This window comes from Erwinia sp. 1181_3 (genome assembly GCF_052824965.1).
The window spans coordinates 35254-50667 of record NZ_VTDE01000015.1 but is presented as its reverse complement, the minus strand read 5'-3'; the positions used below and the strand labels follow the sequence as shown (position 1 = coordinate 50667).

General features: G+C 59.3%; 11 protein-coding genes. 8 read left to right on the top strand and 3 right to left on the bottom strand.

Annotated elements, in window-relative coordinates:
* Positions 1-8 precede the first annotated feature (8 nt).
* From zigA to FY046_RS22210, 8 genes are all read left to right on the top strand, one after another.
* On the top strand, positions 9-1229 hold the full coding sequence (gene zigA, locus FY046_RS22245) for a zinc metallochaperone GTPase ZigA (protein WP_446186506.1): 1221 nt from the start codon (positions 9-11) through the stop codon (positions 1227-1229).
* 100 nt (positions 1230-1329) lie between these two features.
* Entirely contained in the window at positions 1330-1602 is a 273-nt protein-coding gene (locus FY046_RS22240) for a VF530 family protein (RefSeq protein WP_159338407.1), read from the top strand.
* Positions 1603-1696: 94 nt separating this feature from the next.
* Positions 1697-2983 carry a nitrate- and nitrite sensing domain-containing protein gene (locus FY046_RS22235; RefSeq protein ID WP_446186494.1) on the top strand — a complete coding sequence of 429 codons (1287 nt, stop codon included), beginning with the start codon at positions 1697-1699 and terminating at the stop codon, positions 2981-2983.
* A gap of 278 nt (positions 2984-3261) precedes the next feature.
* On the top strand, positions 3262-4524 hold the full coding sequence (locus FY046_RS22230; protein ID WP_133846763.1) for a CmpA/NrtA family ABC transporter substrate-binding protein: 1263 nt from the start codon (positions 3262-3264) through the stop codon (positions 4522-4524).
* Positions 4521-5417 (top strand): nitrate ABC transporter permease, encoded by an 897-nt coding sequence (gene ntrB, locus FY046_RS22225; protein WP_171149752.1) that lies wholly within the window; start codon positions 4521-4523, stop codon positions 5415-5417. The genes FY046_RS22230 and ntrB overlap by 4 nt, the downstream gene beginning before the upstream one ends.
* Positions 5417-6202, top strand: coding sequence for an ABC transporter ATP-binding protein (locus FY046_RS22220; protein WP_133846761.1), 786 nt, complete (start codon positions 5417-5419; stop codon positions 6200-6202). The genes ntrB and FY046_RS22220 overlap by 1 nt, the downstream gene beginning before the upstream one ends.
* A gap of 10 nt (positions 6203-6212) precedes the next feature.
* Positions 6213-10289, top strand: coding sequence for a nitrite reductase large subunit NirB (gene nirB, locus FY046_RS22215; RefSeq protein WP_446186493.1), 4077 nt, complete (start codon positions 6213-6215; stop codon positions 10287-10289).
* Positions 10286-12913, top strand: coding sequence for a nitrate reductase (locus tag FY046_RS22210; protein ID WP_200643720.1), 2628 nt, complete (start codon positions 10286-10288; stop codon positions 12911-12913). Before nirB ends, FY046_RS22210 begins: the two co-directional genes overlap by 4 nt.
* Here the strand turns inward: FY046_RS22210 and FY046_RS22205 are convergent.
* The 3 genes from FY046_RS22205 to FY046_RS22195 form a co-directional block, all read right to left on the bottom strand.
* Positions 12910-13551, bottom strand: a complete 642-nt coding sequence (locus FY046_RS22205; protein WP_446186505.1) for a DUF1109 domain-containing protein — start codon at positions 13549-13551, stop codon at positions 12910-12912. The two genes, FY046_RS22210 and FY046_RS22205, sit on opposite strands and share 4 nt — an antisense overlap.
* Positions 13538-14104: a sigma-70 family RNA polymerase sigma factor gene (locus FY046_RS22200; RefSeq protein ID WP_133846758.1), complete on the bottom strand. Its 567-nt coding sequence runs from the start codon at positions 14102-14104 to the stop codon at positions 13538-13540. The genes FY046_RS22205 and FY046_RS22200 overlap by 14 nt, the downstream gene beginning before the upstream one ends.
* A gap of 64 nt (positions 14105-14168) precedes the next feature.
* Positions 14169-15407, bottom strand: a complete 1239-nt coding sequence (locus FY046_RS22195) for a protein-disulfide reductase DsbD family protein (protein ID WP_446186492.1) — start codon at positions 15405-15407, stop codon at positions 14169-14171.
* Positions 15408-15414 lie beyond the last annotated feature (7 nt).

The following is a 15414-nucleotide window of genomic DNA, read 5'->3' as shown; positions in this document are numbered from 1 at the left end:
ATGTCATGATGCAAGAAAAATACGCTTTACCCGGTAACGATACCCGCCTGCCCGTAACCGTTTTGTCGGGTTTTCTCGGGGCCGGGAAAACGACACTGCTTAACCATATCCTGAACAACCGTGAAGGGCGCCGCGTGGCGGTGATCGTCAACGATATGTCGGAAGTGAATATTGATGCGTCACTGGTGCGCGACGGGGGTGCAGAGCTGTCGCGCACCGACGAGAAGCTGGTGGAGATGAGCAACGGTTGCATCTGCTGCACATTGCGCGAAGATCTGCTGCTTGAAGTAAACCGCCTGGCACGCGAAGGGCGCTTCGATCAGCTGGTGATCGAATCGACCGGCATTTCAGAACCCCTGCCAGTCGCGGAAACCTTTACGTTCGAAGATGAAACCGGGGAGAGCCTGTCCGCCGTGGCACGCCTGGATACCATGGTGACCGTTGTCGATGGCTACAATTTCCTGCACGACTATGAATCCCGTGACAGCATCCGTTCACGCGGTGAGTCGCTGGGTGAGGGCGATGAACGCTCGGTCGTCGATCTGCTGATTGAGCAGATTGAATTCTGCGACGTACTGATACTGAACAAAATCGATCTCATCAACCCCAATCAGCGCACACGGTTATTTGCCATCCTGCGCAGCCTCAACCCCCGCGCACGCATTGAATGTGCCCGTTTTGGTGAAGTTCCGCTGGACCGGGTACTGAGTACCGGTCTGTTTGACTTTGACGAGGCGGCACAGGCTCCGGGCTGGATGCAGGAGTTACGCGGCACCCATGCCCCGGAAACCGAAGAGTACGGTATCAGCAACTTTGTCTGGCGCGCCCGTCGCCCGTTTCACCCCGAGCGTTTCTGGGCATTATTTTCCGCAACACTGCCAGGCGTCGTGCGTTCGAAAGGCTATTTCTGGCTGGCATCACGGCCTGGTTATGCCGGCAACTGGTCGCAGGCTGGGGGCGTGGCACGTCAGGGGATGGCGGGTAGCTGGTGGGTCAGCGTGCCACGCGAACGCTGGCCACAGGATGAGGAGTCCCTGCTGGACATTATGCACCACTGGCAGGAAGGCATCGGGGATGCCCGACAGGAACTGGTATTTATCGGCATAGAGATGGATGAAGCCAGGCTGCGTCAGCAGTTGGATAACGCACTGCTGACGGAGAGTGAGATGGCGGCTGGCCCGCAGAGCTGGGCCAGATTGCACGACCCGGTTCCCGCCTGGTTTAACTGATCACCCCTGCCAGGGACGGCAGGTACCCGGTTAATTATTGCATCTGGCGTTGGCGCTCAGTATCGTGTGCGCAATTTCTTCAGACTCGCCGGACACCACAATGACCTCTCATACCCCAAAAGATCCTTTGCATGGCCTGACGCTGGAAGCCCTGTTAACTGCGCTGCAAGCGCGTTATGGCTGGGAGGCGCTGGCGAAGCGCGTCAATATCAACTGTTTCAAAAGCGATCCGAGCATTAAATCCAGCCTGAAATTCCTGCGCCGCACTCCATGGGCGCGTAAAGAAGTCGAAGAGTTGTACATTGCTTCACTGGATGAGGTGGAAGAAGCCCCGGCAGACGGCCCCTGGGGCAACTGGCAGGGGAAGAAATAGTCGCCTGATCGCGCGCTGATGGTGCAACACATTTTATAAGTGGCACACATTATGCTTAATACGCTTATCCAATTTCATCGCTGGAGAGCGTCTAATGCGTGCCACCACACCTTCACCGCTTATGTACCTGACAGCATCGCGACAGTGTGAAATTGCTAATCTGCGTAATTTGCTCCATACCGGCCATCTGACAGCCATCATCAGCCAGCTTATCCATGAACTGCAGCGCGAACGCGGTGCCAGCAATATCTGGCTCTGTTCTAAGGGACGGATGTTTGGCGACGAACTCCCCCAGCGTGCACGCCAGGTCAGCCAGATCATCGCCAGTATGATGGCAAAACTGCCCGCCATTCCCTCTCCGGAGAACGCATCACAGGGCAGCAGCCGGGTATTCAGCAGGATTGCCTCTGCGATCTACGCGCTGAGCGAGCTGCCCGCGCTGCGGGATGCCATCCGCCAGTTCACGCTTAGCCACGCCCAGGCCATGGCACAGTTCAATCACATTATCCGGCAGTTGCTGAACCTCGCTTTTGAAATGATCGATACCGCTTCTGACCCTGAAGTATCCCGCGCCCTGATTGCTATGTTCAGCTTTATTCAGGGGAAAGAGCTGGCAGGGCAAGAAAGAGCCACCGGATCTGCCGGTTACGCCGCGGGTGAATTCAGCCAGGAGCAGAGCGAGAGGATGGTGGCGCTGATCGGTGCACAGGAGCGCTGTTTTTCCAGCTTCAGCCAGTTTGCCGATGAGGAAAACCTGCAACGCTGGCGCAGCATTGCCACCTGCGACAGTGATGTCGAACGGCTGCGGCGCATTGCCTGCACACGCACAACGCCGGAAGCCGGAGGGACAGAGATGGCCCTGCGCTGGTATCAGCTGATGACCCGTCGTATCGACGGCCTGAAGGTGATCGAAGATGGCCTTGCGCACCACCTGACCCGCTGCTGTCACGACAGCATACGCCGTGCTGAAACCCGGCGCGAGGAGCAGGACGAGGATATCCATCAGGCGGTCAGCGGGCTTGAAAATCGCTCAGCGTACAGCGTTTATGTGGCAGGGCGCGACGGGTTTCAGCAAGAGGTACAGCAACTGGATAGCGGGGGACTGACACCGCAGTTGGGACGTTCAGTACTGGAGCTGGTTCAGGCCCAGTCCGAGAGGTTACAGGCCCAGGACAACGAGCTGGCTGCGATGCGTGCCACGCTGAATGAACGTAAACAGATTGACCAGGCCAAGGTGTTGCTGATGCGTCACCACAACTATAACGAAGAGCAGGCCTGGCAGACCCTGCGTAAGATGGCGATGGACCAGAACAGACGTATTGCCGATGTTGCCATCGCACTGCTCTCCGTGGCCGCCGCTTTTACGTCACGCGCAGAGTAATACTTGCACAAACAGTGGGCACTCTGTGCTTCGCAATGGGGCACGGGTCGTTCGCTGTGAACTTCTCAACAGGATAACCCGCACGGCAAACGCCTGACACCATGCGGTTATTCCTTCCTCTCCTGACCTGGCACATCGCTTGCATGACTAAAAAAACATAATCACGCATTTTTGCACCAATGGCGGTGTAAGAGTGCTTTGGATAAAGGCGTCCAACCGCATGCTCAGGCATGCCGGTAGGACGCCTTTTTTTATGCTTTTTTTCAGGAAGCCAGACGATGAGCAAACCGATTTTTCCGCTATCCAGACGTCAATTTCTTACGGGTAGCGCCCTTCTGGGCGGCAGCTACCTTGTTCCCGGGCTGATGAACAGCGTCTGGGCTGCCGGCTCCGATGCCCCGGAGAAAACCAATATTCGGGTAGGCTTCATTCCCTTAACGGACTGTGCCCCCGTCGTTATGGCGGCGGTAAAAGGCTTCGACAAAAAATATGGCATCACCCTGACTCCGACCAAAGAAGCGAGCTGGGCTGCCGTGCGCGACAAACTCACCTCGGGAGAGCTGGATGCTGCACATGTGCTGTACGGCATGATCTATGGCTTGCAGCTGGGTGTCGCCGGGCCACAGCATGATATGGCGAACCTGATGACACTGAATCAAAACGGCCAGGCAATCACGCTATCAAATCAGTTGAAAGAAGCAGGCGTCACTACGGCGGAGGGGCTGAAAAAGACCATTGCAGCTCAACCCGCAGGCAGCTACACCTTTGCTCACACCTTTCCCACCAGCACCCATGCCATGTGGCTTTATTACTGGCTGGCCAATGCCGGTATCGACCCTTTTGCCGATGTCCGTACCGTCGTGGTACCGCCGCCACAGATGGTGATGAACATGAAAATCGGCAATATGAGCGGCTACTGCGTAGGCGAGCCATGGAACCAGCGTGCCATCAGCGACAACATCGGTTTTACCGCCGAAACCACCCAGAATATCTGGCCCGATCATCCGGAAAAAATCCTGGGCACCCGTGCAGCATGGGTGAACGAGAACCCTAACAGCGCGCGGGCACTCACCGCCGCGGTGCTGGAGGCCGCACGCTGGATCGATGCCTCTGACGACAACCGCCGTGAAACCGCGCAGGTGATCGCCAGCCGCGCCTACCTCAACACCAAACCTGAAACCATTGAGGGCCGCATGCTGGGCCACTACGACAACGGTCTGGGAAAACGCTGGCAGGATGCACACCCGATGCGTTTCTTCAACGACGGGCAGGTCAACTACCCCTGGCTGTCTGACGGAATGTGGTTCCTCACGCAGCAAAAACGCTGGGGTCTGCTGAAACAGGAGCCGGATTATCTGGCCGTGGCAAAGCAGGTTAACCGCATTGATATCTACACACAGGCAGCCAGCGCGGCAGGCAGCATCTCACTCCCGCAGAGCGGGATGCGCAGCAGCACCCTGATCGACGGCAAAGTCTGGGATGGCAGCAATCCGGCAGAGTATGCCGCCAGTTTCGCCCTCAAAGCAGGAGGTCAGTCATGAAAAATCAGGCAACCGTCATACCGCTGGTGAACGAAACCACCACGCAGCATGCACAAATCATCCCGCTGAATAACCACCCTGCACCTAAAACGCGGCGACGCTATACGCTGCGCCCGCTGTTCCAGCGCATCATTCCTGGCGTATGTGGGATGATCCTGCTGCTGGGCGTGTGGCAGATTGCCGCACTCTACAGCACCGGTTTTCCCGGACCGCTCTCCACCTGGCAGGCGGCAGTCACGCTGTTCGCCGATCCCTTCTACAACGCCGGGCCCAACGACCAGGGTATTGGCTGGAACGTCCTGGCTTCGCTGCAGCGTGTCGCTATCGGGTTTGGCCTGGCGGCACTGGTCGGGATCCCGGCGGGCTTTCTGCTGGGAAGATTTCTGTTTTTAGGGCGCATGTTCAGCCCGATTATTGCCCTGCTGCGCCCCGTCAGCCCGCTGGCCTGGCTGCCCATTGGTTTGCTGCTGTTCCAGCGCGCAGAACCGGCTTCCAGCTGGACTATTTTCATCTGTTCCATCTGGCCAATGGTGATCAATACGGCAGAAGGCGTGCAGAGAATTCCCCGGGACTACCTCAACGTTGCGCGGGTGCTCAACCTCTCCGAATTCACCATTATGCGCAAAATCCTGTTCCCGGCGGTGCTGCCCGCGGTACTGACCGGCGTACGCCTCTCCATTGGCATTGCCTGGCTGGTCATCGTCGCCGCCGAGATGCTCACCGGAGGCCTGGGCATCGGATTCTGGATCTGGAACGAGTGGAACAACCTCAACGTGGAAAACATTCTTATCGCCATTGCGATTATCGGTGTGGTCGGTCTGCTGCTGGAACAGGTGCTGATGCTGCTCGCACGCCGCTTTTCCTGGCATGACAGCCAGCAGGAGAACAAATAATGCCGAACATTATTGATGTACAGCAAGTCAGCCAGCGCTTTAACACCGCCCAGGGCGATTTCCTCGCGCTGGATAACGTCAGCTTCAGCATCCGCAAAGGCGAAACCCTGAGCCTGATCGGGCATTCCGGCTGCGGGAAATCGACGCTGCTGAATCTGATCGCCGGACTGACGCTGCCCAGCGAAGGCGGTCTGCTGTGTGATAACCGGGAGATCGCCGGGCCGGGACCAGAGAGAGCGGTGGTGTTTCAGAACCACTCGCTGCTGCCATGGCTGACCACCTACGACAACGTGGCGCTGGCGGTAAACCAGGTCTTTAAAGGCAGTATGAGCAAGGCAGAACGACACGAATGGATCCTGGAAAATCTTGAACAGGTGCAGATGGGGCATGCCCGTGATAAACGGCCGGGCGAGCTCTCCGGCGGCATGAAACAGCGCGTCGGTATTGCCCGCGCGCTGGCCATGAAACCCAAAGTGCTGCTGATGGATGAGCCTTTTGGGGCTCTGGATGCGCTGACCCGCGCCCGTCTGCAGGACGCCGTGATGAGTATTCAGCAAAAACTGAATACCACCATCGTGCTGATCACCCATGACGTCGACGAAGCGGTGCTGCTCTCCGACCGCGTGATGATGATGACTAACGGCCCGGCGGCAAAAATTGGCGAGATCATGAATGTAACACTGCCCCGTCCCCGTTCCCGGGTGGCGCTGGCGGATGACCCACAGTATCACCAGTTGCGTCAGCGCGTGCTGCATTTCCTCTACGAAAAACAGTCAGCGGCATAAGGGGCACATCATGGCGGAACATCTGGTGGTGATCGGCAATGGGATGGCAGGCATGCGTATGGTGGAAAGCCTGTGCCAACTGGTGCCTGGCCGTTACCGCATCACAGTGATTGGCCGTGAACCGCTGGGCAACTACAACCGCATCATGCTTTCTCCGGTACTGGGCGGTGAAAAAGCCTTCGAGGAGACACTGCTGCATACGCCCGACTGGTACCACCAGCACGGCATCACGCTGTACAGCGGAGAAACCGTGACATCACTGGACTCGCACCGACAAACGCTGACCACCGGACAGCGGACCCTGAAGTGGGATCAGCTGGTGCTGGCCACCGGCTCACTGCCGGTTTTTCCTGAGATCCCCGGTATCCGGCTGCCGCATGTTCAGGGATTTCGCACCCTGGCAGATGTCGAACAGATGCTCAACAGCACGGGCCCTGTGGTCGTACTGGGCGGCGGACTGCTGGGTATCGAAGCTGCCGCGGCCCTGCGCCTGCGCGGACGCGCGGTCACGCTGATCCATCGAAACAGCTGGCTGATGGATCGGCAGCTTGATCCAGAAACCGGTGGTCTGCTGGCCGCCACACTGGCGCAGCGGGGTATCGACTGCCGCCTCGACACCGCGCTGAGCCGTGTCGATCCGACCAGGGTAACGCTGCGTGACGGCACCCGGCTTCCCGCCACCTGCGTGCTTATCGCTATCGGCGTGATACCCGACACCGCGCTGGCACGTGAAGCCGGGATCCCCTGCCAGCGCGGCGTGGTGGTAGACCGTCAGTGTCGTACCGCCCTGGCAGGTATCAGCGCGCTCGGTGAGTGCTGTGAAATCGAGGGTGAAACCTTTGGTCTGGTCGCCCCCTGTTTCGCCCAGGCAAAGGTGCTGGCACAGCGGCTGGCGGGCATGCCCGTTGCGGACTATGTCAGTGAAGACAATGGCACTCGCCTGAAAGTCAGCGGCATTGAGATGTTCAGCGCCGGGGATATCTCCTCACGACAAAACCGGCACAGCGCCAGCGCCTTTGATCCCATTGCGGGTCACTACCGGCGCCTTTTTTTTCGACAGCAACAGCTTGTGGGGATCCTGCTTTACGGGGATACCGGCGACAGCGCCACCCTGCTTGCCCACCTGCAGAACGCGACCCCACAGAGTCCGCACCTGCTGCTTAACCCGGAACACACAACGCAGCCACAGGCTGCAGGACATCATCAGATGAGCAAACCGACTCTTGTTGTTATTGGCCACGGCATGGTGGGCCACCATTTCCTTGAGCAACTGGTTAACCGACAGCTGCATCAGCAGTTCCATATTGTGGTGTACGGTGAAGAGCGCCATATGGCCTACGACCGGGTACATCTTTCGGAATATTTTGCCGGTAAGGGTCACGCCGAGCTGTCGATGGTGAGTGACCATTTTTTCGACGACTATGGCATCGAACTGCGCACCCACTGTGCGGTAACGGAAATTGACCGCCAGCGCCGCTGTGTTCGTGATACCCGCGGTCACGAGATGGCATGGGACAAACTGGTACTGGCCACCGGGTCCTGGCCTTTTGTGCCGCCCATCCCCGGTGGGGACAGCGACAGCTGCTTTGTCTATCGCACGCTGGATGACCTTGATGGCATCGCCGCTAAAGCACAGAGCGCGCGGCACGGCGTGGTGATTGGTGGTGGTCTGCTAGGCCTGGAAGCGGCCAATGCGTTGAAGCAGCTCGGTCTGGAAACGGCAGTGGTGGAGTTTGCCCCGCGCCTGATGGCCGTACAACTGGATGAGGGCGGGGCGGCCATGCTGCGGCACAAAATCGATGCGCTGGGGGTACAGGTGCTCACCGGTAAATCCACCCAGGAGATCGTCCGTCAGCAGGATGGCCGCTTACAGCTCCGCTTCGCGGATGGCAGCCAGATCGACACGGACCTGGTGCTGTTCTCAGCGGGTATACGCCCGCGTGACCAGCTGGCTGCCGCTGCCGGGCTGACCCTCGGACCCCGTGGCGGTATCGATATCAATAGCAGCTGTATCACTTCCGATGACGATATTCTGGCCATTGGCGAATGTGCACTGTGGAACGGGCAAATTTTTGGGCTGGTGGCACCAGGCTATCAGATGGCACGCGTGGCTGCGGCGGTACTGGCCGGGGAAGAAGCCGCATTTACCGGTGCCGATATGAGCACAAAGCTGAAACTGCTGGGCGTGGAGGTGGCATCGTTTGGCGATGCCCACGGCCGCACGCCTGGCAGCAAGAGCTACTACTGGAACAATGAACCGCAGGAAATCTTTAAAAAAATTGTCGTCTCTGCCGATGGCAAACAGCTGCTGGGTGGGATCCTGGTGGGCGACAGCAGCGAGTACAGCACGCTGCTGCAAATGATGCTGAACGGTATGCCGCTGCCTGCCGCTCCGGAACATCTGATCCTGCCGCAGCGGGAAGGCGGGGCGGTAAAAGCGCTTGGCGTGGCAGCGCTGCCGGACAGTGCCCAGGTCTGCTCCTGTCATAACGTCAGCAAAGGCGATATCTGTGCAGCGGTATCCGGCGGCTGTGGCGATATGGCTTCGTTAAAAAGCTGTACCAAAGCCGCTACCGGCTGCGGCGGTTGCACAGCGCTGGTAAAACAGGTGATGGAGTATCAGCTGGCCAGTCAGGGCGTGGAGGTGAAAAAGGATATCTGCGAACACTTTGCCCACTCACGCCAGGAGTTGCATCACCTGATCCGCGTCGGAGAGATCAAGAGTTTCGATGCGTTGCTGGCGAAGCATGGCCGCGGGCTGGGCTGTGAGATCTGCAAACCTCTGGTGGGATCACTGCTGGCATCGGTATGGAATGAGTACCTGCTTAAACCTCAGCATCTGCCGTTACAGGACACTAACGATCGCTACTTTGCCAATATTCAGAAGGATGGCACCTACTCAGTGGTACCACGGGTCCCGGCGGGTGAAATCACCGCACGTGGCCTGATTGCCATTGGCGAGGTCGCAGAGCGCTATAATCTCTACAGCAAAATTACCGGCGGGCAGCGCATCGACCTGTTCGGTGCCCGCCTCGAACAACTGCCGGATATCTGGGAGACGCTGCTGGCCGCAGGATTTGAGACCGGGCACGCCTACGGAAAATCACTGCGCACGGTGAAATCCTGTGTGGGCTCCACCTGGTGCCGCTACGGTGTTCAGGACTCCACGGGTTTCGCGATTGCGCTGGAAAATCGCTATAAGGGGCTGCGCGCGCCGCACAAAATCAAAATGGCGGTCTCTGGCTGTACCCGTGAGTGTGCGGAGGCACAGAGCAAAGATATCGGCGTGATCGCTACCGAGAAGGGCTGGAATCTTTACGTCTGCGGTAACGGCGGTATGAAACCTCGCCACGCCGACCTGTTTGCCAGCGATCTTGATGACGCCACGCTGATCCGCTACGTCGACCGCCTGCTGATGTTTTACATCCGCACCGGTGACCGGCTACAGAGAACCAGCGTCTGGATGGACAATCTGGAAGGAGGGCTGGATTACCTGCGCCAGGTCGTCATTGACGACTCGCTCGGCATTGCTCATGAGCTGGAACAGGAGATGGCCCGGGTGGTAGACAGCTACCAGTGTGAATGGCGTACCACGCTGGAAAGCCCGGACCGTCTGGCTCTGTTCCGTTCAACACTCAACAGCAGCCTGCCTGATGAAACCGTGCAGTGGCAGCAGGAACGCGGGCAGATACGTCCGTCCGATGCGCCTCTGGCGATTGTGCAGGATGCCACCCCTCTTCCCTGGACCGATATCTGCCGACTGGATGAAATTCCGGCGCAGGCCGGGATTGGCGCGCGCATCGGAACCCAGCGCATTGCACTGTTCCGCCTGAACGATCGGGTTTTCGTGCTGGATGATAACGAACCTGGCACGCGGGCCAGCGTCTTGTCACGCGGCATACTGGGCGATGCAGGCGGCGAACCGATGGTCATTTCACCGCTGTATAAGCAGCGTTTCCGCCTGAGTGATGGTCAGGCGCTTGACGGTAGCGGGCTCGCCGTACGTTGCTGGCCGGTGAAAATCGAACAGGACCGGGTCTGGGTAGCCAGTGAGGAGATGGCGCAGGTTCAGGTGGTAGCCTCATGAACACCACCTGTCCCTACTGTGGTGTCGGCTGCGGAGTGACCATCACCCGCGATGACAGTGACAGGGTGCAGGTCAGCGGTGATAAACAGCACCCGGCCAATCTGGGCCGCCTCTGCGTCAAAGGGGCGGCACTGGGCGAAACACTCGGCCATCAGGGCCGCCTGCTGCATCCGCAGGTCAACGGTGAGCGCGTAAGCTGGGAAAGCGCACTGGACACGGTGGCAGACCGCCTACAGACGGTGATCGGCGAATACGGCCCGCAAGCCGTGGCCTTTTACGCCTCAGGGCAGCTTCTGACCGAAGATTACTATGTGGCTAACAAGCTGATGAAAGGCTTTCTCGGCGTGGCCAATATTGATACTAATTCCCGGCTCTGCATGGCCTCGGCAGTGGTCGGCTACAAACGGGCACTGGGTGCAGATGCCGTCCCCTGTTGCTATGACGACCTGAACCATACCGATCTGGTGATCCTGGCGGGTTCCAATACCGCCTGGGCGCACCCGGTGGCGTTCCAACGCCTGGTTCAGGCCCGTAAAGAGAATCCCCGCCTGCGCGTAGTGGTGATTGACCCACGGCGTACCGCCACCTGCGATATTGCCGACCTGCATCTGGCGCTGAAGCCGGGCAGCGATGCCGCGTTGTTCACCGGTTTGCTGAACTGGCTGGCGCAGCATGGCGGTATCGATAACGAGATGCGTGCGGTCGTTAACGGGCTGGATGAGACGTCAGAATCCGCATCCGCATGGAGCAGCGAAGCGGTAGCGGACTTCTGCCAGTTGCCACAGGAGAAGGTGGAAACGTTCTTCCAGCTGTTCCTTCACGCCAGCAACGCACTGACGCTCTACTGTATGGGCATCAACCAGTCGAGCAGCGGCAGTGACAAATGTAACGCCATTATCAATGTCCACCTTGCCAGCGGAAAAATCGGCCGGGCAGGCAGCGGGCCATTTTCACTGACCGGGCAGCCCAATGCGATGGGGGGCCGCGAAGTGGGCGGTCTGGCCAACCAGCTGGCGGCGCATATGGGGTTCAGCGCGCAGGAGGTGGATCGGGTGGCACGATTCTGGCACAGCCCGGGGGTAGCCGATAAACCCGGTCTGATGGCCGTCGATCTGTTTCACGCTATCGGCTGCGGGAAAATCAAAGCCGTGTGGATTATGGGCACCAACCCGGCAGTGTCACTGCCGGATGGTCTGACGGTGACGCAGGCGCTGAAGCGCTGTCCGCTGGTGATCGTATCGGACGTCTGTGCACAGACGGACACCACTGCACTGGCCGACATACTGTTACCCGCCCAGGGATGGGGGGAAAAGAACGGCACGGTGACCAACTCTGAACGCCGGATTTCACGTCAGCGTGGTTTTGTTGCACCGGCAGGCGACTCACGCCCGGACTGGTGGATCCTCGCCAGGGTCGCACAGCGTATGGGGTTTCCTGAAGCGTTTAACTGGCAGCATCCTGCAGACATTTTCCGGGAGCACGCGGCACTCTCGGGCTTTGAGAACCAGGGCACCCGGGCCTTTGATATCAGCGCACTGGCGGATATCACTAACGCGCAGTGGGATACGTTGAAACCGATACAGTGGCCGGTTAACGCCGCACATCCCGCAGGGTGTACACGCCTATTCAGCGATCGCCGTTTCTTCCACCCTGATGGCAAAGCCCGCATGCTCCCGGTGGTGCCCACGTTGCCCGTCGCACAGCAAAATGAGCGCTGGCCGCTGCTGCTGAATACCGGCCGCATCCGCGACCAGTGGCACACCATGACACGCACCGGCAACGTGCCGCGGCTGATGCAGCACATCAGCGAACCCTTCTGTGAGCTGCATCCGCAGGATGCCGCCCGGTATCATCTGCGAGAAGGTGATCTGGTACGCGTTCAGTCAGAAAATGGCTGGATAGTGTGCCGTGCGTGCCTCAGCGAAGATCAGCAACCGGGTTCCCTCTTTGTACCGATGCACTGGAATCGGCAGTTCTCCAGCCACGGTAACGTGGATGCGCTTATCGCTGCCAACGTCTGTCCGCACTCCGGGCAGCCGGAGAGTAAGCAGACGGCAGTGCGCGTACGACGCTGGCAAAGTGACTGGCAGGCTGTACTCTGTCTGCCTGGTGACTGGCAGCCCGGCGCAGGGGTCTGGTGGTCACGCATTGCGGAAAACGGCGTTACACGCTGGCTGCTGGCCGGGCAGGGTGACGCGCAAAGCTGGCTGCATCAGCAGGGTTTATTACATGAGATGGCGCTGCAAACCGCTCAGGCTGAGGGCGAATACTTTCATCTGCTGGGCTGGCAACAAGGCAGGCTGGCACTGGCGTTCTGGAGTGCCGCAGAGAGGCCGGCGATCGACGCCCCCGCGGTGGTTGCCGCCTTCAGCGAGCCCCCCACTGATGCTGCCGGACGCTTTGCATTACTGGCAGGAAGGCAGCGGGGAGGTGAGGCACGTGGAAAAACGGTTTGCAGCTGTTTTGGCATCGGAGAAAATCAGATCCTGAACGCCATTGCCGGAGGATGCGGCACCCCAGCCGCACTGGGTACAGCGCTGAAATGCGGCACCAACTGTGGTTCATGCCTTCCTGAGCTGGCCCAGCTGATCGCGCTAACGGCTAACGATAAACGACATAGCTAGCGGCTCAGCTGTATCCAGCGCCGCCCGGTCAGCACTGTCAGCAACACAATGGTCGCACCTGCGGCCAGGTGCATCGTAAAATCAAGCCTGTGCAGGTGAACTTCGTGGCACAGCGACAGCAGCGTCGATGACATAAAAGCGATGCCCGACCCCGCCAGCGCCAGGCTTTGTCGTGGATAAAGAGAGCGGGTGCGGTTAAGGCAGACAATCGAAATCACCATCATCGGCAGGCTGGCCGAAAGCATAAACAGATAGCAGTGAATACCTTCGCCAAAACGCCCGGCGCCGGCAGTCGCGGCAGCAGAGGCCGTGTTCAGCAGGTTGATCGCCAGCCAGACCACGGCCAGCAATGCGGCCCACCTCAGCCTGAGCGGATTTAGGCCGGCAATACTCAACGTAAACGCCCCGGCCATCGCACTGGCCCCTATGCCAAACGCCAGCACCAGGGTGAGCAGCGCCAGCCCCGCCCCCGGTTGGGACCAGTCGGTGAAACGGCTGTGCCATGCCCAACTGCTCAGCATGCCACAGGGCAGCACGGTGATAATCCAGGCCACCACACGCCAGCCGACGGGCCAGGTACGTTTTACGGGCCGGGCTGACTGGCTGAGTGTGTCGATCAGTTGGTCATGATTTTTCATCATTCCCCCGTCCATATTTACGCAGGTTGAGCATCGCGCGATGCAACAGTGATTTCACGGCAGACACTGACAGATGGCTGGCGGCAGCGGCCTGCGCCAGGCTCTGCTCGCGCAGATGCACACTCTCCACCATCTCGCGCTGACGTGCAGGCAGACTGCCCAGATATCCGGCTAATTCATCCTGAACGGCCCGTTCTCTGTTTTCAGCGCCGTCGCTTTCAGCAGCCTGGTTCAGTAAGGCATCATCATCCTGAACTTCCGGGCGACGTCCGCGCTGGCGTAACGCATCAATGGCCCGCGCCGACGTTATCGCAGCCACCCAGGGCAGGATCGGCCGCTGCGGATCGTAGGTCTGCCGCACACGATGGATCGCCAGCAGTGACTCCTGAACCACATCTTCCACCAGCGCTTCATCACGGATTTTTTGGCGTGCAAAGGCCCGGATGGCAGGCACCATCGCTTTCAGCAGTTGGTTATAGGCGTTCTGATCTCCCGCCTGCGCACTGGCCATCAGATGCGGCCACGTCTGCGCCCGGGTATCCGTTTCAGCCATTCACTGCCCTGATATTCAGCGCAGCGTCAGAAGACATTGCGCTGGCATTCACACACAGATCGCATTAGATTTTTTTCCCGGTTTCTGTTGCATGGTCGAGCGCGTCGATCACGATACGCGGCGTCAGCACCTGCGGCAGCACCACAGGTTTGCCACCATCGGCGGGGTACACCACATAGAGCGGCAGACCACCGCGTCCAAAATCACTGAGCGCCTGTTCCACATCTGGATTGTATTTTGTCGAATCCGCGACCATATAAATCGTACTGGTACGCGCCATCGCGGCTTTGACCGCCTGTGTTGAGAGCGATGTCCGATCGTTCACCTGGCACGTGATGCACCATGAGGCAGTAAAGTTCACCAGAATCGGTTTACCCTGTCCTTTGATGGCATCAACGTTCTGCGGTGACCAGGCCACCGCAGCGGCGGCATCCGTACCCTCGTCCGCCTCCGTCTGTGAAGAAAGTGAGGTCAGACTGGCCAGCGGCGGCACCACCAGCAGCACAAACAGCGCTGTGGCAAGGTGTTGCGGCCAGTGGCGGCGTCCCATCATACGGCGTTTCTGCGCGATGCCATACAGCCATGCGGCAAAACTCAGCACGAGGCAGCAGGCCAGAATCAGCGCCAGCGCCGCAGAGCCAGCCTGCCGCTCGAGGACCCAGATAAGCCAGGCGACGGCGCCCAACATTGGAAATGCCAGTGCATGTTTCAGCGTCACCATCCAGGCCCCCGGCGCAGGCAACACGCGTGCCAGCAACGGGAAGAAGGAGACCAGGGTAAACGGCGCGGCAAACCCGAGCGCCAGTGCGGTAAAGATAGCCAGACTGACCAGCGGCGGCTGCGTCAGCGCATAGCCAACGGCACTGGCCATAAACGGTGCACTGCAGGGCGTGGCAACGATAATCGCCAGTGCCCCGGTGAGCGCGGATCCCGTTAAACCGCCGCGCCCGCTGCCCACTTCCCCCACACGCTGTACCGAGAGCCCCACTTCAAACAGCCCAAACAGATTCAGCGCTGACGCCAGCATGACCAGAATCAGCAGGGCAATCACCAGCGGTGACTGGAGCTGAAAGCCCCAGCCAACGGCCGACCCACCCGCACGGGCCAGCAATAATGCGCCGGCCAGCAGCAGCATGGTGATCACCACCCCGCCGAGAAATGCCAGCCCTTCCGCACGGGCCTGAGCGGGTTGGTCGTGATGGCGGATCAGACTCAGTGCTTTCAGTGAAATCACCGGAAACACGCACGGCATCAGATTCAGGATCATGCCGCCCAGAAAGGCGGCTGCGATGGCAGTCAGCATACTTTAC

Excerpts from the sequence above, each read along its gene's own strand:
- zigA (WP_446186506.1), top strand. The coding sequence starts at position 9 with ATGCAAGAAAAATACGCTTTACCCGGTAACGATACCCGCCTGCCCGTA.
- FY046_RS22240 (WP_159338407.1), top strand. The coding sequence starts at position 1,330 with ATGACCTCTCATACCCCAAAAGATCCTTTGCATGGCCTGACGCTGGAA.
- FY046_RS22235 (WP_446186494.1), top strand. The coding sequence starts at position 1,697 with ATGCGTGCCACCACACCTTCACCGCTTATGTACCTGACAGCATCGCGA.
- FY046_RS22230 (WP_133846763.1), top strand. The coding sequence starts at position 3,262 with ATGAGCAAACCGATTTTTCCGCTATCCAGACGTCAATTTCTTACGGGT.
- ntrB (WP_171149752.1), top strand. The coding sequence starts at position 4,521 with ATGAAAAATCAGGCAACCGTCATACCGCTGGTGAACGAAACCACCACG.
- FY046_RS22220 (WP_133846761.1), top strand. The coding sequence starts at position 5,417 with ATGCCGAACATTATTGATGTACAGCAAGTCAGCCAGCGCTTTAACACC.
- nirB (WP_446186493.1), top strand. The coding sequence starts at position 6,213 with ATGGCGGAACATCTGGTGGTGATCGGCAATGGGATGGCAGGCATGCGT.
- FY046_RS22210 (WP_200643720.1), top strand. The coding sequence starts at position 10,286 with ATGAACACCACCTGTCCCTACTGTGGTGTCGGCTGCGGAGTGACCATC.
- FY046_RS22205 (WP_446186505.1), bottom strand. The coding sequence starts at position 13,551 with ATGAAAAATCATGACCAACTGATCGACACACTCAGCCAGTCAGCCCGG.
- FY046_RS22200 (WP_133846758.1), bottom strand. The coding sequence starts at position 14,104 with ATGGCTGAAACGGATACCCGGGCGCAGACGTGGCCGCATCTGATGGCC.
- FY046_RS22195 (WP_446186492.1), bottom strand. The coding sequence starts at position 15,407 with ATGCTGACTGCCATCGCAGCCGCCTTTCTGGGCGGCATGATCCTGAAT.